This is a genomic window from Pseudaminobacter soli (ex Zhang et al. 2022) (genome assembly GCF_014595955.1).
In the GTDB taxonomy this organism is placed as follows: Bacteria; Pseudomonadota; Alphaproteobacteria; order Rhizobiales; family Rhizobiaceae; genus Kumtagia; species Kumtagia pseudosoli.
Window position 1 is genome coordinate 100,587 of sequence record NZ_JABVCF010000007.1, and the last position, 24,391, is coordinate 124,977.

Sequence of the window (24,391 nt, forward strand, 5' to 3'; positions counted from 1 at the left end):
GTTGTGATGTCATGACCTCTCCGTCCGGATCCTCCCCAGCAGAAGCCGCCGCATTTCTCGAGGCGCATCCCGAGATCGAGGCCTTCGACATCGTCCTCACCGACGTGAACGGCATCGGCCGCGGCAAGATCATCCGCCGGCACGAACTGATGGCGATCTACGAAGGCGGCCGGCATATGCCGATCTCGATCCTCGGCCTCGACATCACCGGAGAGGATGTCCACGAGACCGGTCTGATTTGGGATTCCGGCGACGGCGACCTGCGCGCCTGGCCGATCCCCGGCACGCTCTTGCCGCTGCACGGCACGAGCCCAGCCCGCGGGCAGGTGCTCCTGTCCATGTACCATCTCGATGGCACGCCGATGAGCTCCGACCCGCGCCACGCGCTGGTGCGTCAGGTGGAGGCGTTTGCGGCGCGCGGCCTAAAGCCCGCTGGCGCCTTCGAGCTCGAATTCTTCCTGTTGAAGAACGAACGCGACGCCGAGGGCCGCGTCCAGCCGGCTCATGCGGTGCTCGACGGACGCCACAGCGGAAAGACCGAGGTCTATTCGGTCGACCATCTGCACGGCATGGAGCCGCTGTTTTCCGACATCTATGCCGGCGCAAAGGCGCAAAGCATTCCCACCGAAACGTTGATCTCCGAATACGCGCCCGGACAGTACGAGCTGACGCTGCACTACCGCGACGACGTGGTGCGGGCGGCGGACGATCTCGTCTTGCTGAAGCGGCTGGTGCGCATGCAGGCCCGCAGGAATGGCGTCACCGCCTGCTTCATGGCCAAGCCCATCGAAAAATACGCGGGCTCCGGCATGCACTTCCACATCTCCATGCCGGACCAGGCGGGCCGCAACGTCTTCGCCGAGGAGACGGAAGGGACCTGGAACGAAGCGCTGCTCCATGCGCTCGGCGGCATGGCGGCGACCATGCCGGAATCCATGCTTGTCTTCGCCCCGCACGCGAACTCCTGGCGGCGCTTCGTGGCGCAGTCCTATGCGCCGCTGGCGCCGACCTGGGGCGTCAACAACCGCTCGGTGGCGCTGCGGGTTCCGGCGGGCGGCGTCAAGGCGCGCAGGATCGAGCACCGCGTCTCGGGCGTGGACACCAACCCCTACTTGGTGGCGGCGACGGTGCTTGCCGCGATCGCCAAGGGTTTCGACGAAAAGCTCGACCCAGGCCCCGAGACGACCGGTAATGGCTACGAGACGGCGCCGCACCTGGACAGCGGGCCGGCGGACTGGCGCTCGGCGATCGAAGCCGCAAGCGCGTCGGAATTCCTGAAGGCCGCGCTGGGCCCGGACCTTCACAGCACCTTCACGGCGATCAAGCGCGCCGAATACATGCGCGTCGCCCGGACGGTGAGCGAACTCGACTACCACCTATATCTGCACGAAGTCTGAGCGGCGGCAGGGCCGCTCAAGCTCGTCAAAGCGTCCATAGCGATGGCCCTGGCGCGCGGGACAGGGTGAGCGACAAAGCGACCGTCGAGGACGCAACGGGAGAAAGGGTGAGCCGATTCTCGGAACATCTTCGACACCGCCCGGTTGATGGTGAAGGCCATGCAGACCGGAATGGAAGATGCCGACCGCATCACATCACGCAGGCGTACGGGCCAGGCGCGGGAACGCGGAACTACCGTTTGCCACCAGCGACGGCTCTGATGCGACCACCATCCCGGCGGTGCGCGCTGCGGCGGAGGGATGCCGGCGCTGCCCGCTCTGGGCGAACGCCACCCAGACAGTGTTTGGCGAAGGCCCAGAGAACGCGCGCGTGATCTTCGTCGGCGAGCAGCCGGGGGACCAGGAGGATCTGGCCGGGCGCCCATTCGTCGGTCCCGCCGGACGCGTCTTCGATGCAATCCTTGACGAGGCCGAGGTCGACCGGACGAAGGTCTATGTCACCAACGCGGTGAAACACTTCAAGTTCGAGCCGCGCGGCAAGCGCCGCATCCATTCCAAGCCCAATGCGGGCGAGATCAGCGCCTGCCGATGGTGGATGGACAAGGAATTGGCGATCATCGAGCCCGAGTTGGTGGTGGCGCTCGGCGCGACTGCGGCGCAATCGCTGCTCGGCAAGGCGGTCCCGATCACCCGCATGCGCGGTCAGGTGCTGGAGCGCGAGGACGGGCTGAGGGTGTTCATCACAGTCCACCCGTCCTTCATCCTGCGCATCCGCGAGCCGGCCGACAAGGAGGCCGAGCGCGCCCGCTTCCGCGCCGACATGATCAGCGTCAGGAAGCTGATGGCTGCCTGATCTCTTCCGGCAGGCCAACGAGGATTGCCCTAAAATCGTTCACGTTGGTGCCGGTCGGTCCCGGCGCGAACAGGCCGCCGGCTGCCTCGAAGGCGGTCCAGGCATTGTTTCCCGCCAGCAGGGATTTCGCGTCAACGCCGGCCGCACGCATGGTGGCGACGCTGCCGCCATCGGCGAAGGCGCCGGCATTGTCCTCGCTGCCGTCGATCCCGTCGGTGTCGGCGGCGAGCGCGTGGACGCCGTCGACGCCGTCTATGCCGATCGCGAAGGACAGAAGGAACTCGCTGTTGCGGCCGCCCTTGCCCGGCTTGCCGCGCAGCGTGACCGTCGTCTCACCGCCCGAAAGCATCAGCACCGGCCGCGTGAACGGCCTGCCGCGAAGCGCGACCTCGCGGGCGATCGCCGCATGCACCGCGCCGACGTCGCGCGCCTCGCCCTCCATGGAATCGGACAGGATCACCGCCTCCGTGCCCTGCCGGCGCGCTTCTTCGGCGGCGGCCTCCAGCGACACGGCCGCCGAGGCGATCACATGCACCTCGTTGCCGGCAAAGCGCTCGTCCACGGGATTGGGCGCCTCGGCGGCCGGGGAAGCCAGGTGCGCCATGACGGCGTCCGGAAGCTTCATGCGGTAGGTCTCGACGATCTTCAGCGCATCGGCGCGGGTCGACGCCTCGGGAACCGTAGGGCCGGAAGCGACCATCGCCGGATTGTCGCCGGGTATGTCCGACACAACCAGTGTGACCACCTGCGCCGGGTGGGCCGCCGCCGCGAGGCGGCCGCCCTTGATCCCGGAGACGTGCTTGCGCACCGTGTTCATGGCGCTGATCGGCGCGCCGGAGGCAAGCAGGGCCTCGTTCACTGCGATCTCATCGGCAAGCATCAGGCCCGGCGGAGGCGAGGGCAGCAGGGCGGAACCGCCGCCCGAGATGAGCGCGACGACGAGGTCGTCTTCCGTCAGCCCGGATACCGCCTTCAGGAGACGAGTCGAAGCGGTCAATCCTGCCTCGTCAGGAACCGGATGGGCGGCTTCTAGGATCTCGATCCGGTCGCATTTGGCACCAAACCCGTAGCGGGTCACGACCACACCTTCGAGCGGCCCGTCCCAGGCCTTCTCAAAGGCCGCAGCCATCTGCGCCGATCCCTTTCCGGCGCCGACAACGATGGTGCGCCCCTTCGGCTTCTTCGGAAGGTGTTTTCTGATCGTCAGTTCGGGATCCGCGGCCGCAACGGCGGCGCGAAACAGCGACGCAAGAAATTCTTTCGGATCGAGCATCAATCCACTTTCTGCGATCGTCCGTTAGGACGCGGCTTGCGGCAGGGCAAGCGAGCCAAGGTCCTTGCCAAGCTTTTCGCACAGCGCCGCCACGACCAGCGCATGGTCGTCGCGCTGCGGCAGGCCGGAGACGCAGACGGCTCCGATCACCCCGGCTCCCTTCTCGCGGATCGGAAAACCGCCACCGGCGAGCACATAATCGGCGGGGTCGAGGCCGTAACGGGCCGGGAACAGGCCGTCCGGCGTCGCCTTTTCGAGCGCCAGCCCATAGGTGCTTCTGTGGAACACCCGGACGACATTGCGTTTGCGCCGCGCCCAATCGGCGTTATTCACCGTGGAGCCAGGCAGCGCGGCATAGAAGAGCGGCCGGTCCCACAACTGGATGTCGATGATGATGGGCAGCTTCTCGTCAATCCCCCGGCTGCGGATCAGCGCCCCAAGCTCGAACGCGGTCGCCTCGTCAAAGCTCTCGAAGACGAGTTCCTTTTCCTGCTCGGCGATGATGCGGAGGTCGGCGTCTGTGCTCAAGGTCATCCCCTGTTTTTGCACCTTGGGGCGCATGGCTGCGGCTTACGCGAATGACTGCGGCAGTCAAGTCGGATGGTTCTCTTGGCCCAGCACCCCAAGCCTATCTCTGATGTGTCGCGGCCCTTTCCTACTTCGTGCCCAACACGCTCTTCGCCGGCTTCCCTGCCACATAGACCTCGGCTACCGCGCGATCGTCCCCCAGCGTCTGCAGCAAAAAGAGCTCCTCGGCCAGCGTCCGCACCGTCTCCATCCTGAGCCGCATGCCGGGGTTAGCGGATGAATCGAGCACGATGATGTCGGCCTCGGTACCCTTCTCCAGTGTGCCGATCCGGTGCGACAGCGACAGCGCCTCGGCATTGCCGCGCGTCAGCTGCCAGAACGAGGCGAGCGGGTTGAGCTTCTCGCCATTGAGCGCGATCACCTTGTAGCCCTCGTCCATGGTTCGCAGCATGGAGTAGTTGGTGCCGCCGCCGACGTCGCTCGCCACCGAGATGCGCAGCGGCTTCGGGCGCCGGCGATAGCGGAGGTAATCGAACAGGCCGGAGCCGAGGAAGAGATTGGAGGTCGGGCAGAACACCGCCACCGACCCCGTCTCCGACATGGCGTCCGCCTCGCGCTCCGACAGATGGATGCAGTGGCCGAAGAGACTCTTCGGCCCTAGCAACCCATAGCGCTCATAGATGTCGGTGTAGTCCCGCGACCACGGATATAGCTCCTGGGTGAACTCGATCTCGGCGCGGTTCTCCGAAAGGTGCGTCTGCAGGTGCAGGTCCGGATGCTCGCGCATCAGCGCTTGCGCCATCTCCATCTGTTCGGGCGTAGAGGTGATGGCAAAGCGCGGCGTCACCGCATAGTGCTGGCGTCCCCGTCCGTGCCACTCGGCGATCAGTGCCTTGGTGTCGTCATAGCTCGACTGCGGCGTGTCGCGGAGCGCCTCGGGCGCGTTGCGGTCCATCATCACCTTGCCGGCGATGTTGAGCATGTTGCGCTCGTGCGATTCGGCGAAGAAGGCTTGCGCCGATTGCTCGTGCACCGAACAGTAGGCGACGACTGTCGTCGTACCGTGCCGGATCACCTCGTCCAGGAAGAGCCGCGAGATGCGCCGCCCATGCTGCGCGTCCACGAACTTCGATTCCTCGGGGAAGGTGTAGGTGTTGAGCCAGCCGAGCAACTCCGTGCCGTAGGAGGCGATCACCTGCATCTGCGGCATGTGCGCATGGCAGTCGATGAAACCCGGCAGGATAAGGTGCGGCCGGTGGTCTATGACCGGCACATCTGCACCCGCCCGCGCTTTCACTTCATCGAACGGGCCCGCGTCGGCGATCACGCCGTCGCGCAGCAGCAGCCCGCCGTCCTCCTCGTAGCGGCATGCGGCCATGTCCTCGGCCGTCTCCGGCCAGCGCAGGAAGGAAAGGATGCGGCCGCGAAGGAGGGTGGCAGTCATGGGCAGCTCCGCGTCTGCGAATGGTGAAGCACCCCCTTAACCGAGATCACCTCGACCTCTCCACCCCCTCATACCACGCCACCAGCAGCGCGCGCTCTTCCGGCGTGATGTGGGTGACGTTGCCGGGCGGCATGGCGCGGCTGCGGCCGGCCTGCAGGTAGATCTCCCGGGCGTGGCGGGCCATCTCGCCATCGTTGTCGAGCACCACGCCCTTCGGCGGCAGGTAGATGCCTTCATAGTAGGGTTCGGCCGAATGGCACATGGCGCAGCGCCCGAGAACGGTGTCACGCACGGCGGGGAAGTGTGCTGACGCCACGAGCGCCTGATGGCCTGCATTCGGTTGCGCGGATGCCTGGTCGCCGGTCAGTACCTTCGGAACGGTGGAGAGCCAGATGATGATGACGAACAGGATGGCGGATGCCGCCCAGGTCCAGCTCGGCGCCCCCTTTCCGGCGTGCATGGTGTTGAAATAGTGGCGGATCAGCACGCCGATGATGAACACCAGCGAGGCAATGATCCAGTTGAACTCGGTCGCGAACGCCAGCGGATAGTGGTTCGACAGCATCAGGAAGAGCACCGGCAGCGTCAGGTAGTTGTTGTGCAGCGAGCGCGTCTTGGCGATGCGGCCATATTTCGGGTCGGGCGTGCGGTCGGCGATAAGGTCGGCCACAACAATCTTTTGGTTGGGGATGATGATCATGAAGACGTTTGCCGACATGATCGTTGCCGTGAAGGCGCCAAGATGGATGAAGGCGGCGCGGCCGGTGAAGAGGTGCGTGTAGGCCCAAGCCATGAACACCACGACCGCATAGAGCACGATCATCAAAAGCGTGTCGTTCTTGCCCAGCGGCGACTTGCAGAGTTGGTCGTACACGATCCAGCCGAGCGCCAGAGAGGCGATCGAGATGCCGATCGCGGCCGGTGCAGAGACGTCGAGCACGTTGCGGTCGATCAGGAAGAGGTCGGCGCCGGCATAATAGACGACCGCCAGCATCGCGAAGCCCGACATCCAGGTGGCGTAGGACTCCCACTTAAACCAGGTCAGGTGCTCCGGCAGTTCGGCCGGCGCGACCAGATATTTTTGGATGTGGTAGAAGCCGCCGCCGTGGACCTGCCATTCCTCGCCATGCGCGCCGGCGGGAAGGCCCGACCGCTTGCGCAGCCCGAGATCGAGCGCGACGAAGTAGAAGGAGGAGCCGATCCAGGCGATGGCGGTGATGACGTGGAGCCAGCGCACGGCAAAGCTCAGCCACTCCCAGAAGATCGCAACGTCCAGCATTCAGCACCTCGCCCACGCGGCGATTGTCGCGGCTTCCATCGCGCCTGCAAAGGGGAATGATGCACGATGACTTTCAAAAAAATCTGGAAAATAATGTGCTGCTATCATCGATTTCGGATGGCTGGTGAAGCTGGTTCCTGAATGGCCTACCTGGATAATCTGAGTGTCTTCGTCCGAGTTGTCGAGCTTGGCAATCTCTCGGCCGCCGGGCGCGACCTGAGGGTCTCGCCCGCCGTCGCCTCCAACCGCATCAAGGAGCTCGAAAAGCATCTCGGCGTGCGGCTCTTCAACCGCACCACCCGTCAGTTGATGCCGACCGAACAGGGCACTGTGTTCTATGAAGGGGCCAAGCGCGTACTGGACGCCGTCGCCGAGGCCGAGGCAGCCGTAAGTGCCCTGTCCGGCCAGCCGCGCGGGACGATCCGCGTCACCGCCCCGCTCGGGCTCGGCCGGCGCCTTATCGCCTCGGGCATACCGGAATTCCGCGACCGCTATCCGCAGATCGAGGTGCGGCTGCGCCTGTCGGACCACAATGTCGACATGATGAAGGAAGGGATCGACGTCGCCTTCCGGCTTGGCCTCCTGGAGGATTCGAGCCTCAGGATGCGCGGCATCATGGAGTGCGAGCGCGTGCTGGTCGCCTCGCCCAATTATCTGGCGGCGCGGGGCGAGCCCAGCCTACCGCAGCAACTGGTCGAAGACGGCCATGACTGCCTGATGCTGCGCTACCCCGGCGTGCGGGAGCATTACTGGACGCTGAACACCCCAAGCGGTCCGGCGAAGTTTGAGGTGAGGGGGCCGTTCGATTCGGACGACGGCGATGTGCTCACCGAGTGGGCGCTGGCAGGGCGCGGCATCATCAACAAGCCGCGTTTCGAAGTGGAGCGCTTCATCCGCGACCAGCGCCTGAAAGTGATCCTGGCCGATAGCCCGCCCTCGCCCGTGCAACTGGCGGCCGTCTATCCGCACAAGAAGCTGCAGGATCCGAAGGTGCGCTTTCTGCTCGACTTCATGGCCGAGCGCTGCCAACGGCTTATCCGCGACATCCTTGCGGGCCGCTGATCGCGGCCCGCAGTTCTGGCCCCAGAGCCGAAGTTTTCAGAGCCGCCAGCGGCCCGACCAGTCGGGGAACACCGTCTGCCGGTCGCGGTGGTTGCCGCCGAGCGTGGCGCCGTAATAGGCGGCCGCTCCGCTGACGAAGAGCGAGGCGGCAGTGATGAAGGCCGCCAGCATCGCCAGCTTGCGGGCGTGCTCGGCCGCGGCGCGCGCCTTGGCCTCGAGGTCTTTCGCCTGCTGGACGATCTCATCGACGCGCTTCTGCGCTTCTTCCGGCGGAATGCCAGCCCGGGCCGCGATTGTCTGGATGAGATACTGCCGGTCGGCATCGTTCATGCCCTGATCGCTGACCGCGCTCATGAGAATGCGGCCGAGTGCGTCGCGCTCCGCGCCTGCCTGCTGGTCGGCAGGGGCATTTGGCGCTGCCGGCGGATTTCCCGGCCGTACCAGGCGATCGAGCAGAAGCGCATTCTGGTCGAGAGCTTGGCCGGCGACGTTCGATGCGGCATTCGCCGCCGCGCCGCCCGCCGAGCCGACCGCGTTGGCTGCAGTGGAAAGAGCGCCGCTCACGCCGGAATAGGCGATTGCCGCCCCGATCAGCAGCCCCAGTGCCCACACGACCAGCCCGTGCGAGCCGTCGCGGATGTCGGATTCATGCTCGGTCGCATCGCCGACGCGGCGTCGCATGCGGCCGGTCAGATAGCCGCCGGCGAAAAAGCTGGAGATCTGTACCCACAGCAGCCAGAGGGCGGCTGCGATGGCGAACCCCAGAAGGGAGATGCCCTCGCCCTTGTAGGCGGAGGTCAGCGACAGGCCGAGCGCCGAACCGAAAGTGATCAGGACGAAGGAGATCGCGGTCGCGATCAGGGTGCCGGCGAAGATCGCGGGCCAGTCGACATAGCTTCGAGTCTCTTCGGCCACGACGGCCGCAGTCGTAACGGATGGATTGTCGGCGAGTGTCATCGGGATGCTCCTGACTGATGTTGGGCGGGTACTGATCCACCTGGATCAGCGCAGCCCAAGCAGTGAGAGAATCGCGAGAACGATGACGACGAGGCCGACTAAGTAGATGATGCCGTGCATGAAAACCTCCCGTAAGGCTGCATTGCACGCCACAACCAGAATGAAGGAACAAAGTTCCCACATTCGCCAAAATACTTGAAGTTTCCGCTGCTTCGGCGGCTCCGATGAGGTTGAGGACGACTGCCGTTCGAGGCTTTTGCCCGCCTCCGGGTCACTCGGCGGGCGGGTTTCGTGTCGACTTCGGCGTGAGCGGGAACATGTGGAAATAGGGCTCAGCTTCTTCGAGCAAGCGCGGTCGGCAGCGCGTGCTAGTGCCGCGCTCCGGCAGTCGAAGCCGTGTCGTTTCGCTCGGCAAACGAAGCCAGCGCGATCATCACCTCGGCAGCCGCGAGTGCCGCGATCACGGCCGGGCGCTTGTCCTTTACCGCATCGCCGCCGATCGGCGACACCAGCCGGGAGAACGCTCTTTCCGTGCCGCCGGCCGTCTTGAAATACCAGCTGCGGAACGTCGCCTTCTTGGTCTTCGACCCGATCATGCCGACATAGGCCGCATCCTCACGCTTCAGTGCCTCGGCCGTTATGAGGAAGTCGAGCGCGTGATCGTGGGTGAGCACGATGAAGGCCGAACCAGGCGGTGCGGCGGGGATGACCTCCTCCGGCACCGGCGTCAGCCTGGTCGGGATCGTCCCGGCGATATCCTCCAGCGCTTCGGCCCGCGTCTCGACCACGGTCGCGTGCACCGGCAGCAGTGCGAACGCGGCGCCGAGGGCATGGCCGACATGGCCGCCGCCGAAAATATAGACATGCGGTAGCTTCGCTTCCTCTTTGGCCGCCTTCTGCAGCAGTGCCGACGTTAAATCCTCGTCGACCAGTCGGATCGAGAGTTCTACGAACCCCCCGCAACACTGGCCGATCTCCGGGCCGAGGGGGATGGATAGCCGCGCTCCCCTCCCCCTTGAGGGGAGGGTGGCGGCGGAGCCGCCGGGAGGGGTCGTTGCGGCCGTTCTCGGCCGTTTAGTTGTGTCGCGCGCGGCCGCACCAACCGCCTCTGTCGCCTGCGGCGACATCTCCTCCTCGAGGGGGGACAAGCCCCCCAGCATCTCCCGTGCCCGGGCAATCGCCATGAATTCGAGTTGGCCGCCGCCAATGGTGCCGAAGATGCCTTTGGCTGAGACCAGCATCCAGGTGCCCCGCTCTCGTGGCGTCGAGCCCTTGGCTTCTGCCACCTCGACCAGCGCGGTGGGGCCGGATTCGATGAAGGAGCGGAGCTTTGCCAACCGGCCGGTCATGGCGCGGCACACATCACTGACATCATGCGAGCCCTTATAGCATGACGACGGCGGGAGCACGCGAGCGCGAAAGACGCTATGCCCCTGCCGCCTCGCGCCTCAACCTCTCGACCGCCATCAGCACCCGCTCCGGCGTCGCCGGTGCGTCGAGCCTCGGGCAGATACTGTGGTCCGCCACGCTTGCGACGGCGTCCGAGAGCGCATGCAGCACCGACATGGCCAGCATGAAGGGCGGCTCGCCCACTGCCTTCGACCGGTGGATCGTCGGCTCGCGATTCTCCGGCCAGTCGGCCAGCTTCACGTTGAATATGCGCGGACGGTCGGAGGCGAGCGGGATCTTGTAGGTGGACGGAGCGTGCGTGCGCAGCCGGCCCTTCTCGTCCCACCAAAGCTCCTCGGTGGTCAGCCAGCCCATGCCCTGGACAAAGCCGCCTTCGACCTGGCCGAGGTCGATCGCCGGGTTCAGCGAGCGGCCGGCATCGTGCAGGATGTCGGCGCGCTCCACCACATATTCGCCCGTCAGCGTGTCGATCGACACTTCCGAGCAGGAGGCGCCATAGGCGAAATAATAGAAGGGGTGGCCGCGGCCCTCGTCGCGGTTCCAGTGGATCTTTGGCGTCTTGTAGAAACCGGCCGCCGACAACTGGATGCGGGCGAAATATGCCTGCTTGATAAGATCGGCGAAGGGGATCTCCTGGTTGCCGATACGCACCCGGTTGGGCAGGAACACCACCTGGTCGTGCGGCACGCTGTATTTGTCGGCGGCGAAGTCGATCAGCCGCTTCTTGATCTGCCGCGCCGCGTTCTGCGCCGCCATGCCGTTGAGGTCCGAGCCGGAGGAGGCGGCCGTCGCCGAGGTGTTCGGCACCTTGCCGGTCGTCGTGGCGGTGATCTTCACATGGCCGATGTCGATCTGGAACTCATGGGCGACCACCTGCGCGACCTTGACGTTGAGGCCCTGCCCCATCTCGGTGCCGCCATGGTTCAGGTGCACCGAACCATCCGTATAGACATGCACTAGCGCGCCGGCCTGGTTGAAGTGGGTCGCCGTGAAGGAGATGCCGAATTTTACCGGCGTCAACGCGATGCCGCGCTTGATGACCCGGCTGCCGGCATTGAACGCGGCGATTTCCCGGCGCCGCTTCGCGTAATCGGAGCTCTCCTCCAGTTCCGCCACGATGCGGTGGATGATGTTGTCCTCGACCGTCTGGTGGTAGGGCGTGACGTTGCGGGCTGTCGTGCCGTAGAAATTCCGCTTGCGGATCTCGAGCGGGTCCTTGCCGACCGCGAACGCTACCTCGTCGATCAGCCGCTCCGCGCCGATCATCCCCTGAGGGCCGCCGAAGCCGCGGAATGCGGTGTTCGAGACGGTGTTGGTGTAAAGCGGCGCCGAACGCGCATGCGCAGCGGGCCAGAAATAGGTGTTGTCGCAGTGGAACAGCGCGCGGTCGGTCACCGGCCCCGACAGGTCCGACGAGTAGCCGCAGCGCGCGGCATAGGTGAGGTCGACCCCAAGGATGTTGCCCTCGTCGTCGAAACCCGCCTCGTAGTCGACGACGAAATCGTGGCGCTTGCCCGTCATCGTCATGTCGTCGTCGCGGTCGAGCCGGATTTTTACCGCACGGCCGAGCCGCTTGGCGGCGACTGCAGCGAGGGCCGCGAACTGGTTGGATTGAGTCTCCTTGCCGCCAAAGCCGCCGCCCATGCGCCGCACCTCGATGGTGACGGAATGGCTGGGCTGGCCAAGCGCATGCGCCACCATGTGCTGCACCTCGCTCGGGTGCTGGGTCGAGCAATGCACGGTCACATCGCCGTCCTCGCCGGGCACGGCGACCGAGATGTGGCCTTCGAGGTAGAAATGGTCCTGGCCGCCGACGCGCATGCGGCCCTTGAGACGGTGCGGCGCTGCCGCGATCGTTCCCGCAGCATCGCCGCGCTTCAGTTCGAGGGGCGGGGTGACAAGCCGGTCCTTGGCCGGGTCGAGATCCCAGACGTCGAGGATCGCCGGCTGCTCGTCATAAACGATCCGGGCGAGGCGGCAGGCGCGTCTGGCCGCTTCTCGCGTTTCGGCGATCACGCAGAAGATCGCCTGGCCGAAGAACTCCACCTTGCCGGAAGCAAGGATCGGCTCGTCATGGCGGCCGGTGGGCGAGATGTCGTTCTCGCCGGGGATGTCCTCGGCCGTCAGCACCGCGACCACCCCCGGCGCGGTTTTGACCGCGGACAGGTCGATCGAGCGGATCGCGCCATGAGCGACTGTCGACAGTCCCATCGCGCCATGCAGAGTGCCGGCGGGCTCTGGGATGTCGTCGATATAGATCGCCTCGCCGGTCACATGCTTGTGGGCGGAATCGTGCCGCTGGTCGACGGCCACCCCGCCAACGATTTTTTCGGCCTTCAGGTTGGGCGTGTGCTGGGTCATCTTACGCCGCCTCGCTCCGCCCGACCTGGGCTTCCGCGCCACTCGTCTCCAGGAAAAACCGTTGCAGCAAGTTCTTCGCCACCAGCATCCTATACTCGGCGCTGGCGCGCATGTCGGTGAGCGGCGTGAAATCGCTCTCGAAGGCCGCCGCCGCCCTTTCGATTGCAAGCTGACTCCACGGCTGGCCGATCAGAGCGGCCTCGACGGCACTGGCGCGCTTCGGGGTTGCCGCCATGCCGCCGAACGCGGCCGAGATCGAAGCCACCGACCCGTCCGCCGCCAGTGAAAGCCGGAAGGCGCCGAGCACGGCGGTGATGTCCTCGTCCCGCCGCTTGGTAACCTTGTAGACCGCGAACCTCTCGTCCGGCTCCGGCAGCGGCACCGTCACGCTCTCGACGAACTCGCCTGGTCGGCGGTCCTGCTTGCCATAGGCGATGAAAAAATCCTCCAGCGACATGGTCCGCCGCTCGCGGCCCTTGCGCAGCACCAGCGTGGCGCCCAGCGCGATGAAGGGCGGCGGCGTGTCGCCGATCGGAGAGCCGTTGGCGATGTTGCCGCCGATCGTGCCCATGTTGCGCACCTGCTCGCCGCCGATGCGGTCGATCAGCGGCCCGAGCGCCGGTATGCGCTTCGCCAGCAACGAGAACGCCTCGGTGTAGGTGACGCCGGCACCGATGGTGATCGCGCTGCCATGCTCCGAAATGCTTTTGAGTTCGTCGAGGCCGCCGATAAACAGGACCGGGGAGATGTCGCGCATCTGCTTGGTCACCCACAGACCGACATCGGTCGAGCCGGCGACGATCGTCGCTCGCGATTCCGCTTCGTAGAGGCTGGCAAAATCGTCCAGCGATGCCGGCACGACCAGACGCCCAGCTTCACCGCCGATCTCGACGCGGCGTCCGTCCCGAAGCGCGGAGAGGCGCGCAATGATCGCCTCGCGCTCCGTCGCCAAGAGATCCTTCCCCGTCTGGCCGTAGTGCGAGATTGCGCGCGCCGCCCGGATGATCGCCTCGTAGCCGGTGCAGCGACAGAGATTGCCCTGCAGGGCCTTCTCGATGCGGGCATCGGAAGGCTGCGGATCGCGCATCCAGAGCGAATAGAGCGACATCACGAAGCCGGGCGTGCAGAAGCCGCATTGCGAGCCGTGGAAATCGACGATCGCCTGCTGAACGGGGTGCAGCTTGCCGTCGGCGCCTTTCAGATGCTCGATGGTGACGACATGCGTTCCGTCCAGCGAGCCCATGAAGCGGATGCAGGCATTCACCGTCTCGTAAACGAGCTGCCCGCCCGAGAGGCGCCCGACCAGCACCGTGCAGGCGCCGCAATCGCCCTCCGCGCAGCCTTCCTTGGTGCCGCGCAGCGAGCGGGAGAGCCGCAGGAAGTCGAGCAGCGTTTCGTCCGGCCGCAAATCGGAAAGGGCGACGTCCTCGCCGTTCAGGATGAAGCGGAGTTCGGAGCGGATAGCGGGTTGCGGCATTGCGGTGGCGCTCACTCAACTCCCCCTGTAAGTCGAATAGCCGAAAGGCGAGAGAAGCAGCGGCACGTGGTAGTGCGCGTGTTCGGAAATCCCGAAGCGGATCGGGACGACATCCAGGAATGGAGGGTTCGGCAACTCCGCCCCGCGCGCCCGCAGATAGTCGCCCGCCGAGAACACCAGCTCATATTCGCCGGGCGCAAACGACTCGGCTTCCAGCAGTGGCGCGTCGCAGCGGCCATCGGCGTTTGTGATCGCGCTCTTCAAATGGACGCGCGTTTCACCCTCGATGCGATAGAGCGAGATCGCGAGGCCGGCGGCCGGCTTGCCGATCGCCGTATCCAGCACATGTGTGGTCAGCCGCCCGCTTCCGGCATTCGCCATCCGGCGCTCCTCCCGAACTTGCCGCTGTGGAAAGGGTTTGCCCAGCGGTAATGGATTAAAGGCCATGGCTATTATGCGCGAAAGCATAAGGCCACGAAAAGACTTTCAAATTTTTGAAGGGGATTGGCGGCGCGCCACCCTCGTTTATCCTGCCGTCCGCAATCGGCTCGAGGCTCGGCAAGACCAGACCATGACTCCAAAGCGTTACGTCAGGGATATGCGCGGATACGGCGCCAATCCGCCCGATCCCCGCTGGCCGGGCGGCGCCTTCGTGGCGGTCCAGTTCGTCGTCAACTACGAGGAGGGCGGCGAGAACTGCGTGCTTCACGGCGATGCCGCCTCCGAAGCCTTCCTGTCGGAGATCGTCGGCGCGCAGCCCTGGCCCGGCCTGCGCCACTGGAACATGGAGTCGATCTACGAATACGGCGCGCGCGCCGGCTTCTGGCGCCTCCACCGCATGTTCACCGAGGCCAACGTCCCGGTCACCAGCTATGGGGTAGCCACCGCGCTCGCCCGCTCGCCCGACCAGGTCGCCGCCATGCAGGAGGCCGGCTGGGAGATCGCCTCGCACGGGCTGAAGTGGATCGATTACCGCGAATACGGCCTGGAGGAAGAGCGCGCCCATATGTCGGAGGCGATCCGCCTGCACGCGGAGGTCACCGGCCAGCGCCCATCCGGCTGGTACACCGGCCGTACCTCGGCGAACACGGTGCGGCTCGCGGCCGAAGAAGGCTTCGACTACGTCTCCGACACCTACGACGACGATCTGCCGTACTGGCTCGATCACGACGGTCACGGCAATCCGATCCCGCCGCAACTCGTCATCCCCTATACGCTCGACGCCAACGACATGCGCTTCGCAACGGCGCAGGGCTTCAACACCGGCGACCAGTTCTACGCCTATCTGAAGGACTCTTTTGACACGCTCTACCAGGAGGGACGGCGGGGGCGTCCGGCGATGATGAGCATCGGCCTGCACTGCCGACTGGTTGGCCGGCCTGGGCGCGCCGCGGCGCTCCAGCGGTTCATCGACTATGTGAAGTCGCATGAGCGCGTATGGCTCGCCCGGCGTGTCGACATCGCACGGCACTGGCGCGAGACGCATCCCTACAGCGCACCAGCGCTGCGGCCGTCGCGCATGGACCGCGAAGCGTTCGTGCAGAAATTCGGCGGCATCTTCGAGCACTCGCCCTGGGTCGCCGAGCGCGCCTTCGCGCTCGAACTCGGACCCGCGCACGACAGCGCCGGCGGCGTGCACAATGCGCTCTGCCGCGCCTTCCGCTCGGCCAGCGAGGACGAGCGGCTCGCCGTGCTCAAGGCGCACCCCGACCTCGCCGGTAAGCTCGCACAGGCGAAGCGGCTGACCCCGGAGTCGGCCAAGGAACAAGCGTCCGCCGGTCTCGACGCCCTGACCGATGCGCAGCGCCAGCGCTTCACCGAGTTCAACAGCGCCTATGTCCAAAAATTCGGATTCCCCTTCATCATCGCAGTGAAAGGGCGGACCAAGGACGAGATCCTCGCCGCGTTCGAGACCCGGATCGCCAACGATCGCGGGACCGAATTCGAGACCGCGTGCAAGCAGGTCGAGCGCATCGCGCTGTTGCGACTGAAAGACATCCTGCCGCAATAGGCGGCCAAACCCATGGACTCGATCAAGATGGTGGAACGCAGCTATTATGCGCCGAGGGGCGGCCTACCGCCGCAGACCGACCTGATCACCGACCGTGCGGTCTTCACCGAGGCGTATGCGGTAATCCCGCGCCGCGAGTTCAGCGACATCGTCGCCAGCTACTTGCCGCATTGGGACGGGACCCGGTTGTGGATCATCGCCCGGCCGCTCTCCGGCTTCGCAGAGACCTTCTCGCAATATGTGATGGAGGTCGAGCCGGGTGGCGGCAGCGACCGGCCCGAGCCGGACGCAGGCGCCGAGGGCGTGCTCTTCGTCGTCGAGGGCGAGGTCACGGTGACATTGGGCGGCGCCGCGCATCGCCTGACCCCGGGCGGCTATGCCTTCCTGCCGCCAGGCAGCGGCTGGAGCCTGCGCAATGCCAGCGCCGCCACCGCGCGCTTCCACTGGATTCGCAAGGCCTACGAGGCGGTGGAGGGCATCGCGGCGCCGGAGCCGATCTTCGCCAACGAGAACAACATCCCGCCGCTGCCGATGCCGGACACCGAGGGCCGCTGGGCGACGACGCGCTTCGTCGATCCCGCCGACCTGCGCCACGACATGCATGTCACGGTGGTGACCTTCGAGCCGGGCGGGATCATTCCCTTCCCGGAGACCCACGTGATGGAACACGGGCTCTACGTACTGGAGGGCAAGGCGGTCTACCGGCTTAACCAGGACTGGGTGGAGGTGCAGGCCGGCGACTACATGTGGCTGCGCGCCTTCTGCCCGCAGGCCTGCTACGCCGGTGGACCGGGGCGTTTCCGCTATCTGCTCTACAAGGACGTGAACAGGCACCCGAAGCTGGGGATTGCCCGATGACCCGCGTCATCATCGCCCGCCCCCTCTCCCGCGAGGCCTTCGTCCCCTTCGGCCAGGTCATCGAGATCGGCGGCGACAATCACTACCCGATCAACGGGGGCAAGGCGGAGCGCTACCATGCGCAGGCGAAGGCTGAAGCGGCAGGGCCGGAGGGTCACGTCCTGATCTCCACGGTGCGCGGCACGCCCTACGAGTTGCCGCTCAAGCTCACGATGGTCGAGCGCCATCCCTTCGGCAGCCAAGCCTTCATCCCGCTGCAGCCCCGCCCCTTCCTCGTCGTCGTGTGTCATGACGAGAACGGCCGGCCGGGCGAGCCGCACGCCTTCCTGGCCGGTCCCGGCCAGGGCGTGAACTATCCGATCAACACCTGGCACGGCGTTCTGACGCCCATCGGCGAGCCGCAGGATTTTGCCATCGTCGATCGTGGCGGACAGGGGACGAATCTCGAGGAATTCTTCTTCGAGCAGCCGTACGAAGTCAGGCTGCCCGAAAGCTGACCATCATGGCCGACGCGTCTCTCATCGACCGCCTCTTCGACGTGATCGAAGGCGACATCCTGCCGAAGACCGCGCAGGGCGTGGCAGCCGGCAACAAGATCTTCGGGGCCGCGATCCTGAGGAAGGGCGACCGATCGCTGGTGCTGGCCGAGACCAACAACGAGATCGAGAATCCGCTCTGGCACGGCGAGGTGCACTGCCTGAAGCGCTTCTATGAACTGACCAGAGCCGACCGGCCCGACACGAAGGACTGCATCTTCCTGTCCACCCACGAGCCTTGCTCGCTGTGCCTGTCGGCGATCACCTGGGCAGGGTTCGATAATTTCTATTTCCTCTTCAGCCACGAGGATTCCCGCGACAGCTTCGCCATTCCCCACGATCTGCGGATCCTGAAGGAGGTCTTCACCCTCGATCCGGGCGGCTACAACGCCGAGAACGCCTATTGGCGGAGCTATGCGATCCAGAAGCTGGTCCGCGAGTTGCCGGAGCCGGACCGAACGCGACTGGAACGCCGCATCGACACGATATCGCGGCGCTACGCCGAACTCTCCGACGTCTATCAGCGCAGCAAGGATGACAACGACATCCCGCTGAGCTGAGTGCGGGGTTCGCCGTCCGGCCATCGGTATAATGTCGCGAGCCATGCAACGGGCAGGCGTTTCAGTCGTTCGGCTGCTGTCGATCGGGAGACGATCCGTTGGCAGCCAGAACCGGATCCAAAACCGTCATCTATGCGGCGTTGGCCGGCAATCTGCTGATCGCGGCGACGAAGTTCGTCGCGGCGTTCTTTACCGGCAGTTCGGCCATGCTCTCGGAAGGCGTGCATTCGCTGGTCGATACAGGCAATGGAGGGCTGCTCCTCTACGGCATGCACCGCGCCGCACGGCCGGCGGACAAGACGCATCCCTTCGGCCACGGCCGCGAAGTCTACTTCTGGAGCTTCATCGTCGCCCTGCTCGTCTTCGCCCTTGGAGCGGGGGTCTCGCTCTACGAAGGTGTCCTGCACATCCTCGAGCCTGAGCCGATCGAGAACTTCACCGCCACCTATGTGGTCCTGGGGCTCTCGATGCTCTTCGAAGGCTTCTCGTGGCTCGTTGCCCTGAAGGAGTTCCGCACGACCAAGGGCCGCCTGGGCTATCTCGAGGCCGTCGAGCGCAGCAAGGACCCGAGCGTCTTCACCGTCCTGTTCGAGGACACCGCTGCCCTGCTCGGCCTCTTCGTGGCCGCATCCGGAATAGCGGCCGCTCAATATTTCGAACGTCCTGAGTTCGACGGCGTCGCGTCGGTCGGGATTGGTCTCATCCTCGCCCTTACCGCTGCGATGCTGGCGCGCGAAACCAAGGGGCTGCTCATGGGCGAGGCCGCCGAACCGGCCCTGCAGCAGACCATCCTGTCCATAGCAGGCGCCGATCCGATCGTGCGAAGCGCAAACGGCGTCATCAGCGTCCATCTCGGCCCGACTCAGATCATTGCTGCGCTCAGCCTGGAATTCGAGGACGCAGCAACGGCACCGGAGATCGAAGCCTGCGTGCTGCGCCTGGAGGCCGCACTTCGCAAGCGCGTGCCGGAACTTGTCACCGTCTTCGTCAAGCCGCAGACGCCGGCGACGTGGAGGGCGCGGCGGGCCAGGCTTGAGGATTGATGCAGGCCGCCAGCCCGATTGGCAATGACCCCACACTTGGATATGCCTTTCGAAGGTCCGGACCGTAGAAAGCGTAACCGGGCCACCTGAGGGCTCATGCTCGTCAATCTCGCCACCGGAACCTTCGTCATCATCCTGACGATCCTCGTGCACACCTTCGGCCTCATCGCGGTGACGCACGTGATGGCGACGCTGGTCGATCGGTTCCGCATGCACGGCCGCCGCAGCAAGGTGGTTGCCATGCTGAGCGTTTCGATCGGCGCGTTCATGGTGCTGTCGGCGCAGGTGTGGATCTGGGCTATCGCCTACCGTATCCTCGGCGTGCTCCCCGATTTCGAGACCGCCCTCTATTTCTCGGCGGTCACCTTCTCCACTATCGGCTATGGCGACGTCGTGCCGGAACCGCATTGGCGCATGATGGCGGCGCTGGAAGGCGTGAACGGGCTGCTGATGATCGGGTGGTCTACCGCTTATCTCATCGCCGCCGGGATACGTTTCGGGCCGTTCCGAACCGGCGTGCACTTCTGATAATGCAATAGTCCGGTTCTACTCGTCGTCCGGCAGAGGGATCGCACCGATGATCTCCTGCAGCCGATCGATTAGCGGAAGCTGCCCGGCGATGATCTTCTCCCGCGCGAGCGGCAGGGTGAACCATTCCGCCCGGTCAACCTCGGGGATCGTGACCGAGCGGCCGCTGCGGGGCGGCCATTCGATATCGCACAGGTTGCTGTTGAGGGTGCTCGTGTCGAAGTCCGCCTCGGCTGCGAAAGCCGTCACGATCTTGCCTCCGCTCTGACGAACCTGGCCAAGCGGGATCAACTCCGACTGCAGGATCCATCCGGTTTCCTCGGTGAACTCACGGATCGCGGACACCTGAGGCTCCTCAGCCTCCAGATGCTCGCCCTTCGGGATCGACCAAGCGCCGGCGTCGCGAACGCGCCAGAACGGTCCGCCCGGATGGACGAGCAGGACTTCGGGCTGCTTACCCGTACTACGGAATGCCAGAATGCCGGCGCTGCGGCGGGGCATACGAACTCCCTAGAAGAATCGGGGCATCCGCAGCCTACCATGCCAGGCACCCAGAAATCGGTTCGGAGATCAGGGAATCGCAGGGATTCGCTCAGGGAGGACTGACTACCCCGGTCCACATATGGAAGGTCGCGAGAAGGCAGATGACGACGATCGTTGCCGTGAGAAGCGCTTCGAGCGGGCCAATCGCGTGCTGCCCGGTTTCGCGGCGGGCCCAGATAAAGAACAGTATGCCAGGGACGGACAGAACCGCGCACATCAGGAGAAACCCCGGGCCGACCGCGTAGATCGCCAAGCATCCGTAGGCGGTGGCTGCCAGTATCAGAACGATGCGCCATAGACCCTTCCAAGTCGCGGATTGCCGGGAGCCTCCCTGGTCGGGGGCATGCTCTCGAGTGCATTCCCCCCGGCGTACGGCGCGGGGCTGATAGACTAGGACCAGCGCCAGAATGCCGGCAGCGGTCCCTACCCAGCCCACCACGATCGGAAGCCACCAGGCATCGATGTCCATGTTCTGGGAGAGAATAAACACGCCGGACCCCACGATCGAGAAGACTACGAAGGCTGTCAGAGCACCGAGGGGTAGCGTCCGTTCGGCCGGTTTCCTGTGCGAATCCGGACAACCGGTCGGGAGGATGGCCATGTCATTCTCCGGGATGGATTGGCGGAAACCGCGATTCGCCGGATTCACTCACCCGGTCGAAGCTGAGGCCGGCTGATCCAGCGGCCAAAAATGTCGAGCGGGCGATGATCGCTCGGATTGAATTTCAGCTTTCTCCAGGCGTAGGTGCGCCGCCTTGATGCGCATCAAGGACGCCTGGCGCTGCGCAGAATCCTTTGGCCTACTATGCTCTTAACTAAGCTCTGACGACTTGGTCAGGCACGTTGCGCAGATTTTGGAGCTATGACCCAAGCCGAGATGATGCCGCGCGGCACCATGCGTCGCGCTGCGCTGATGCGGTCGCATGGGGTTAGCCGCTATGAGAGCACTATTTGCTTAGGTCTGGTGCGTCCTCGCCAAGAGCGGTGGCGAGATCAATCAGATGGTCCTGCTCGTCAAGCAGGATCTCGCGGATGTGCTCGGCTATGGCGAACTCGCCCATAGCCTCACACTGCCGAACACGCTCGCGGTAGTTCTTGATCGTATCGGCTTCGTTCTGAAGGTCTGCGCGCAACATCTCTTCCGCGCTGTCGGAGACCTTTACGGGTTTCGGCTCCACCGTAGGCATCGCGCCGAGATAGTCGATCTGCTGCGATATGGTCAGAGCGTGCTTCAACTCCTCGGCGGCGTGCTGTTGAAGTTGATCCGCGATGCTCATGTACTCGGCGCCCTTAAGCACCTGGGAATAGACGACATACGCGATGATCGCCTGATACTCACGAGCCAGATCTTCGTTCAGTAGCGAAGCGAGCTTGTCGCGCGTCATCGCAGGTTCCTGCTGTGCCATATGTCCACCCACATTCCGCGAGGTCAACTCCAGGCAACGCTCAGACATCGCTCCGGTTCCCTTTCGCGGGCGGCTTTGTCTGCGCAGGAGCCAGTAGGGGCACGGCCGTGACGCCATTTTGGCGCTGGCTAGAGAACGGCGAGGCAGGCTAGACCCTCAGTGCGACATCAGCGTCGGCAGCCGAAGATCGCCGAGAACATCCCTGGTGGCGCCGCCGAGGACGAATTGGCGAAGCCGCGAATGACCATAGGCGCCCATCACGAGCAATTCCGCGCCCAACTCGATCGCATGGTCCTGGAGAGCGACCCCGATCGGGCAGTCCTCCGAATTGAGGCGATGGGTATCCACGACGAGCCCCTTCCGACGAAGAATCTCGGCAAGCCGTTCGGAAATGTCCTTGTCATTGAGCGCCTTCTCATCGACGACCGTCAGCACGTCCACGATTGAGGCCTGTCTCAGGAACACGGCGGTATCCGCCAGGGCTCGGGCGGCGACCCGGCTGCCATCCCAGGCGACGGCAATCCGGGAAAGCGACGAGATGCCGGTCAATTCCGGCATCAGAACAACGGGCCGGCCGGCACCGAAAACAGCTGCTTCCGCGACCATCCTGGACGTCTCGTTCCCGGCCTCCCAGCCAAGCATGGTGAGATCGTAATAGCGGGCATTCTCGGTGGCCACGTCCGGGAGCAGGGCTCCGAGCGACTTGGAGGTCCTGACTGTCACCGGTACCCCCCTTTCGCCCGCCTGCTCGGTCACCCTGGCGAGCAGATGCTCCCCGCGCTCGTGGCTTTGGAGCTCCGCATCCCGGATCATCTCCGGCACATCCGTCAGCAATCGAGAGAGCGGGCTTGAGACCGACGGGATGTCGACCTCGATCGCAAGGGCGTTGAGTTCGGCATCGATGAGCCCGGCAACCGAGGCCGCGTTGGCGGCTACCGCATCGGAATTGGCCTCGGGATAGGTGACGAGCGGAAGGAACGCTTCGATCTTCATCGGCCGCCTCCTCATCGAGAATGGCCGCTTCCTTTGGGATACGGCTTGGAACCGTTCATTTCACGAGCGAGGAACGGGCTCCTTGATCTGGCTCAAGCGCAATCTCTGGCGCTCCGGCGAGGTGCTCGGGATGTATCCCGCGCGCCTTCTATTGCAGCCCGGGCCCGAAATCGTCGCCGTCGCGCGCGAGAGTCATCTCGGTGATGGCGATCAGGGTCTCGGCGCGGGTCTTCAGATCGGGAGCTTCCAGCAGCGCCTGCTTCTCGGCCGCGCCATAGGGAGCCATCATCGACAGCGCATTGACGAGCATGGCGTTGTCGGCCCGGCTGACGCTATCCCAGTCGGCCTCGAGATCATTGGCCTGCAGGTAAGCGCGAAACGCCTTGAGCAGGCCGGGCCGGTTCACTTCGCCTGCGCCGCGGTCCTCTTCCAGATCCGCCACGAAAGGCGCGATCTTGCACTGGCGGAACGGGGTCTTGGCCGTCAATTCTTCCAGGATCCGGTAGCGGCAGATGCCTTGCAGCGAAATCAGGTAGCGGCCGTCGCCGGTCTCGGCCAGCGAGATGATGCGGCCCATGCAGCCAACCTCGCAGAGCTCCGGCTCCTCGTCGTCGCGCTTGCGCCCATCCAGCGCCGGCTGGACCATTCCGACGATACGGTCGCTCTTCAGCGCATCGTCGACCAGTTGCAGATACCGCGGCTCGAACACGTTGAGGGGCATGCGCCCGCCGGGCAGAAGCAGGGCTTCAGCCAAGGGGAAGACCGGAATGGTCGTCGGGATGTCCGACGCGCGCCGGTAGTGGGCGTTTCCCGCCTGCATCCATCTCTCCGTTGCGCCACTCCTAATCTGGAGCAGCAGGCTGGATCCGCAAGGCCGATTTGCTCAGGAGAAGAGGAGCGAGGACAGCTTGCGCCGCGTGGCCAAGGTGACTTCGTCCATCATGCCCCAGGCCTCGAAGAACTTCAGAAGCTGCGCCCGCGCTCCATCGTCATTCCAGCTGCGGTCCTGCTTCACGATCGTGAGAAGGTTATCAGCCGCCTCGGTGCGCTTGCCAAGGGCGTTCTGGATCATGGCGAGATCGAAACGGGCCTGATGGTCGTCCGGATCGGCGGCAAGCCGCCGCTCGAACTCGGCCGGATCGCCCAGGGCGGCGGCCTGGTCGGCCAGCGCGAACTTGGTGCGCACCGCCGCAACCTGCGGCGCGTCCTTCTTGTCCTCCGGCACGCTGGCAAGCACCTCTTCGGCGCCGGCGCGATCGCCGGCCTCCAGCAGCAGGTCAGCCAGGCCTCCGAGCGCCTCCGGATTGTCCGGCTGCTCGGCCAGAACCGTCTCGTATAGGTTTACGGCCGTCTGGAGGTCGCCGGTTTCGCGGGCCTGGGTGGCCGCCGTAAGGATTTCGGCGGCCTGCGGGCCCGGACCTTTGCCCGCCACTCGGTCGATGAAGTCGCGGATCTGGCTTTCCGGAACGGCCCCCATGAAGCCGTCGACGGCCTGGCCGTTCTTGAAGGCGATGACGGCCGGAATGGACTGGATCCCGAGTTGGCCGGCGACGGCAGGATGGTCGTCGATGTTCATCTTGACCAGCTTGACCCTTCCGGCGGAGGCGCCGACCACCTTTTCCAGAACCGGCGCGAGCTGTTTGCACGGGCCGCACCAGGGCGCCCAGAAATCGACGAGCACAGGCTGGCGCCGCGATTCCTGCAGCACGTCGGCCGAGAAACTCGCCGTGGTCACGTCCTTGATCTCAGCGTTTCCTGCGGCCGCGCCATTGCCGCCCGGGGCTCCGCCGTACTGGACGTTGGTCGAGTAGCCGCCGCTTGCGCCTGCGAAAGGATTGTCGTCTCTGTTCATCTCACCCAATTCCGCTGCTT

The 24,391-nt window shown here is 65.1% G+C and carries 24 protein-coding genes; 9 read left to right on the plus strand and 15 right to left on the minus strand.

The window, feature by feature from the left end; translation table 11 throughout:
* Positions 1 to 11: 11 nt before the first annotated feature.
* Entirely contained in the window at positions 12 to 1,397 is a 1,386-nt protein-coding gene (locus HUI96_RS14320) for a glutamine synthetase family protein (RefSeq protein ID WP_188255346.1), read from the plus strand.
* A 178-nt stretch (positions 1,398 to 1,575) separates the two neighbouring features.
* Complete coding sequence (locus tag HUI96_RS14325) at positions 1,576 to 2,250, plus strand: UdgX family uracil-DNA binding protein (RefSeq protein ID WP_188255347.1); 675 nt, start codon at positions 1,576 to 1,578, stop codon at positions 2,248 to 2,250.
* Here HUI96_RS14325 and HUI96_RS14330 read toward each other — a convergent pair.
* The 4 genes from HUI96_RS14330 to HUI96_RS14345 all read right to left on the minus strand — a co-directional run bounded on the left by HUI96_RS14330 (position 2,228) and on the right by HUI96_RS14345 (position 6,774).
* A complete protein-coding gene (locus HUI96_RS14330) occupies positions 2,228 to 3,523 on the minus strand; it encodes a glycerate kinase type-2 family protein (protein ID WP_188255348.1) in 1,296 nt (431 codons plus the stop codon). The two genes, HUI96_RS14325 and HUI96_RS14330, sit on opposite strands and share 23 nt — an antisense overlap.
* A gap of 24 nt (positions 3,524 to 3,547) precedes the next feature.
* Positions 3,548 to 4,051 (minus strand): heme-degrading domain-containing protein, encoded by a 504-nt coding sequence (locus HUI96_RS14335; RefSeq protein ID WP_188255349.1) that lies wholly within the window; start codon positions 4,049 to 4,051, stop codon positions 3,548 to 3,550.
* A 127-nt stretch (positions 4,052 to 4,178) separates the two neighbouring features.
* Positions 4,179 to 5,495: a guanine deaminase gene (gene guaD, locus HUI96_RS14340; RefSeq protein WP_188255350.1), complete on the minus strand. Its 1,317-nt coding sequence runs from the start codon at positions 5,493 to 5,495 to the stop codon at positions 4,179 to 4,181.
* Between the two features lie 46 nt (positions 5,496 to 5,541).
* Positions 5,542 to 6,774, minus strand: a complete 1,233-nt coding sequence (locus HUI96_RS14345; RefSeq protein ID WP_188255351.1) for a urate hydroxylase PuuD — start codon at positions 6,772 to 6,774, stop codon at positions 5,542 to 5,544.
* A gap of 141 nt (positions 6,775 to 6,915) precedes the next feature.
* Between HUI96_RS14345 and HUI96_RS14350 the strand changes: the two genes are divergently transcribed.
* Positions 6,916 to 7,836, plus strand: a complete 921-nt coding sequence (locus HUI96_RS14350) for a LysR family transcriptional regulator (protein ID WP_188255352.1) — start codon at positions 6,916 to 6,918, stop codon at positions 7,834 to 7,836.
* Positions 7,837 to 7,872: 36 nt separating this feature from the next.
* Here HUI96_RS14350 and HUI96_RS14355 read toward each other — a convergent pair whose 3' ends face one another.
* The 5 genes from HUI96_RS14355 to uraH form a co-directional block, all read right to left on the minus strand.
* Positions 7,873 to 8,793 carry a hypothetical protein gene (locus HUI96_RS14355; RefSeq protein WP_188255353.1) on the minus strand — a complete coding sequence of 307 codons (921 nt, stop codon included), beginning with the start codon at positions 8,791 to 8,793 and terminating at the stop codon, positions 7,873 to 7,875.
* Positions 8,794 to 9,161: 368 nt separating this feature from the next.
* On the minus strand, positions 9,162 to 10,142 hold the full coding sequence (xdhC, locus tag HUI96_RS14360; RefSeq protein WP_188255354.1) for a xanthine dehydrogenase accessory protein XdhC: 981 nt from the start codon (positions 10,140 to 10,142) through the stop codon (positions 9,162 to 9,164).
* Positions 10,143 to 10,218: 76 nt separating this feature from the next.
* Entirely contained in the window at positions 10,219 to 12,564 is a 2,346-nt protein-coding gene (gene xdhB / locus HUI96_RS14365) for a xanthine dehydrogenase molybdopterin binding subunit (protein WP_188255355.1), read from the minus strand.
* Position 12,565: 1 nt separating this feature from the next.
* Entirely contained in the window at positions 12,566 to 14,041 is a 1,476-nt protein-coding gene (xdhA, locus tag HUI96_RS14370) for a xanthine dehydrogenase small subunit (RefSeq protein WP_188255559.1), read from the minus strand.
* A 15-nt stretch (positions 14,042 to 14,056) separates the two neighbouring features.
* Entirely contained in the window at positions 14,057 to 14,422 is a 366-nt protein-coding gene (gene uraH, locus HUI96_RS14375; RefSeq protein ID WP_188255356.1) for a hydroxyisourate hydrolase, read from the minus strand.
* A 190-nt stretch (positions 14,423 to 14,612) separates the two neighbouring features.
* Here uraH and puuE point away from each other — a divergent pair, with 190 nt between their 5' ends.
* The 6 genes from puuE to HUI96_RS14405 all read left to right on the plus strand — a co-directional run bounded on the left by puuE (position 14,613) and on the right by HUI96_RS14405 (position 19,577).
* A complete protein-coding gene (gene puuE, locus HUI96_RS14380; RefSeq protein WP_237684136.1) occupies positions 14,613 to 16,052 on the plus strand; it encodes an allantoinase PuuE in 1,440 nt (479 codons plus the stop codon).
* 30 nt (positions 16,053 to 16,082) lie between these two features.
* The gene (locus HUI96_RS14385; protein ID WP_188255561.1) at positions 16,083 to 16,910 is read left to right on the plus strand and encodes a bifunctional allantoicase/(S)-ureidoglycine aminohydrolase; all 828 of its coding nucleotides are present in this window, start codon (positions 16,083 to 16,085) and stop codon (positions 16,908 to 16,910) included.
* The gene (locus HUI96_RS14390) at positions 16,907 to 17,407 is read left to right on the plus strand and encodes an ureidoglycolate lyase (protein WP_188255357.1); all 501 of its coding nucleotides are present in this window, start codon (positions 16,907 to 16,909) and stop codon (positions 17,405 to 17,407) included. The genes HUI96_RS14385 and HUI96_RS14390 overlap by 4 nt, the downstream gene beginning before the upstream one ends.
* A gap of 5 nt (positions 17,408 to 17,412) precedes the next feature.
* Positions 17,413 to 18,006 (plus strand): nucleoside deaminase, encoded by a 594-nt coding sequence (locus tag HUI96_RS14395; protein WP_188255358.1) that lies wholly within the window; start codon positions 17,413 to 17,415, stop codon positions 18,004 to 18,006.
* A gap of 98 nt (positions 18,007 to 18,104) precedes the next feature.
* Complete coding sequence (locus HUI96_RS14400) at positions 18,105 to 19,049, plus strand: cation diffusion facilitator family transporter (RefSeq protein ID WP_188255359.1); 945 nt, start codon at positions 18,105 to 18,107, stop codon at positions 19,047 to 19,049.
* A 96-nt stretch (positions 19,050 to 19,145) separates the two neighbouring features.
* Positions 19,146 to 19,577: a potassium channel family protein gene (locus tag HUI96_RS14405; protein ID WP_188255360.1), complete on the plus strand. Its 432-nt coding sequence runs from the start codon at positions 19,146 to 19,148 to the stop codon at positions 19,575 to 19,577.
* 18 nt (positions 19,578 to 19,595) lie between these two features.
* Here HUI96_RS14405 and HUI96_RS14410 read toward each other — a convergent pair whose 3' ends face one another.
* The 6 genes from HUI96_RS14410 to trxA all read right to left on the minus strand — a co-directional run bounded on the left by HUI96_RS14410 (position 19,596) and on the right by trxA (position 24,371).
* Positions 19,596 to 20,078 carry an NUDIX domain-containing protein gene (locus tag HUI96_RS14410; RefSeq protein ID WP_188255361.1) on the minus strand — a complete coding sequence of 161 codons (483 nt, stop codon included), beginning with the start codon at positions 20,076 to 20,078 and terminating at the stop codon, positions 19,596 to 19,598.
* 91 nt (positions 20,079 to 20,169) lie between these two features.
* Complete coding sequence (locus HUI96_RS14415; protein WP_188255362.1) at positions 20,170 to 20,721, minus strand: hypothetical protein; 552 nt, start codon at positions 20,719 to 20,721, stop codon at positions 20,170 to 20,172.
* Between the two features lie 346 nt (positions 20,722 to 21,067).
* Positions 21,068 to 21,505: a ferritin-like domain-containing protein gene (locus HUI96_RS14420; protein ID WP_210320171.1), complete on the minus strand. Its 438-nt coding sequence runs from the start codon at positions 21,503 to 21,505 to the stop codon at positions 21,068 to 21,070.
* Positions 21,506 to 21,682: 177 nt separating this feature from the next.
* The gene (locus HUI96_RS14425) at positions 21,683 to 22,519 is read right to left on the minus strand and encodes a universal stress protein (RefSeq protein ID WP_188255363.1); all 837 of its coding nucleotides are present in this window, start codon (positions 22,517 to 22,519) and stop codon (positions 21,683 to 21,685) included.
* Between the two features lie 148 nt (positions 22,520 to 22,667).
* Positions 22,668 to 23,339 carry an LON peptidase substrate-binding domain-containing protein gene (locus HUI96_RS14430; protein WP_188255364.1) on the minus strand — a complete coding sequence of 224 codons (672 nt, stop codon included), beginning with the start codon at positions 23,337 to 23,339 and terminating at the stop codon, positions 22,668 to 22,670.
* A 63-nt stretch (positions 23,340 to 23,402) separates the two neighbouring features.
* A complete protein-coding gene (gene trxA, locus HUI96_RS14435; RefSeq protein WP_188255365.1) occupies positions 23,403 to 24,371 on the minus strand; it encodes a thioredoxin in 969 nt (322 codons plus the stop codon).
* Positions 24,372 to 24,391 lie beyond the last annotated feature (20 nt).

Bases quoted from the DNA above. Each gene is read 5' to 3' on its own strand.
- HUI96_RS14320 (WP_188255346.1), top strand. From the start codon at position 12: ATGACCTCTCCGTCCGGATCCTCCCCAGCAGAAGCCGCCGCATTTCTC.
- HUI96_RS14325 (WP_188255347.1), top strand. From the start codon at position 1,576: ATGCCGACCGCATCACATCACGCAGGCGTACGGGCCAGGCGCGGGAAC.
- HUI96_RS14330 (WP_188255348.1), bottom strand. From the start codon at position 3,523: ATGCTCGATCCGAAAGAATTTCTTGCGTCGCTGTTTCGCGCCGCCGTT.
- guaD (WP_188255350.1), bottom strand. From the start codon at position 5,495: ATGACTGCCACCCTCCTTCGCGGCCGCATCCTTTCCTTCCTGCGCTGG.
- HUI96_RS14345 (WP_188255351.1), bottom strand. From the start codon at position 6,774: ATGCTGGACGTTGCGATCTTCTGGGAGTGGCTGAGCTTTGCCGTGCGC.
- HUI96_RS14350 (WP_188255352.1), top strand. From the start codon at position 6,916: ATGGCCTACCTGGATAATCTGAGTGTCTTCGTCCGAGTTGTCGAGCTT.
- HUI96_RS14355 (WP_188255353.1), bottom strand. From the start codon at position 8,793: ATGACACTCGCCGACAATCCATCCGTTACGACTGCGGCCGTCGTGGCC.
- xdhC (WP_188255354.1), bottom strand. From the start codon at position 10,142: ATGACCGGCCGGTTGGCAAAGCTCCGCTCCTTCATCGAATCCGGCCCC.
- xdhB (WP_188255355.1), bottom strand. From the start codon at position 12,564: ATGACCCAGCACACGCCCAACCTGAAGGCCGAAAAAATCGTTGGCGGG.
- xdhA (WP_188255559.1), bottom strand. From the start codon at position 14,041: ATGCCGCAACCCGCTATCCGCTCCGAACTCCGCTTCATCCTGAACGGC.
- uraH (WP_188255356.1), bottom strand. From the start codon at position 14,422: ATGGCGAATGCCGGAAGCGGGCGGCTGACCACACATGTGCTGGATACG.
- puuE (WP_237684136.1), top strand. From the start codon at position 14,613: ATGACTCCAAAGCGTTACGTCAGGGATATGCGCGGATACGGCGCCAAT.
- HUI96_RS14390 (WP_188255357.1), top strand. From the start codon at position 16,907: ATGACCCGCGTCATCATCGCCCGCCCCCTCTCCCGCGAGGCCTTCGTC.
- HUI96_RS14395 (WP_188255358.1), top strand. From the start codon at position 17,413: ATGGCCGACGCGTCTCTCATCGACCGCCTCTTCGACGTGATCGAAGGC.
- HUI96_RS14405 (WP_188255360.1), top strand. From the start codon at position 19,146: ATGCTCGTCAATCTCGCCACCGGAACCTTCGTCATCATCCTGACGATC.
- HUI96_RS14410 (WP_188255361.1), bottom strand. From the start codon at position 20,078: ATGCCCCGCCGCAGCGCCGGCATTCTGGCATTCCGTAGTACGGGTAAG.
- HUI96_RS14415 (WP_188255362.1), bottom strand. From the start codon at position 20,721: ATGGCCATCCTCCCGACCGGTTGTCCGGATTCGCACAGGAAACCGGCC.
- HUI96_RS14420 (WP_210320171.1), bottom strand. From the start codon at position 21,505: ATGACGCGCGACAAGCTCGCTTCGCTACTGAACGAAGATCTGGCTCGT.
- HUI96_RS14425 (WP_188255363.1), bottom strand. From the start codon at position 22,519: ATGAAGATCGAAGCGTTCCTTCCGCTCGTCACCTATCCCGAGGCCAAT.
- HUI96_RS14430 (WP_188255364.1), bottom strand. From the start codon at position 23,339: ATGCAGGCGGGAAACGCCCACTACCGGCGCGCGTCGGACATCCCGACG.
- trxA (WP_188255365.1), bottom strand. From the start codon at position 24,371: ATGAACAGAGACGACAATCCTTTCGCAGGCGCAAGCGGCGGCTACTCG.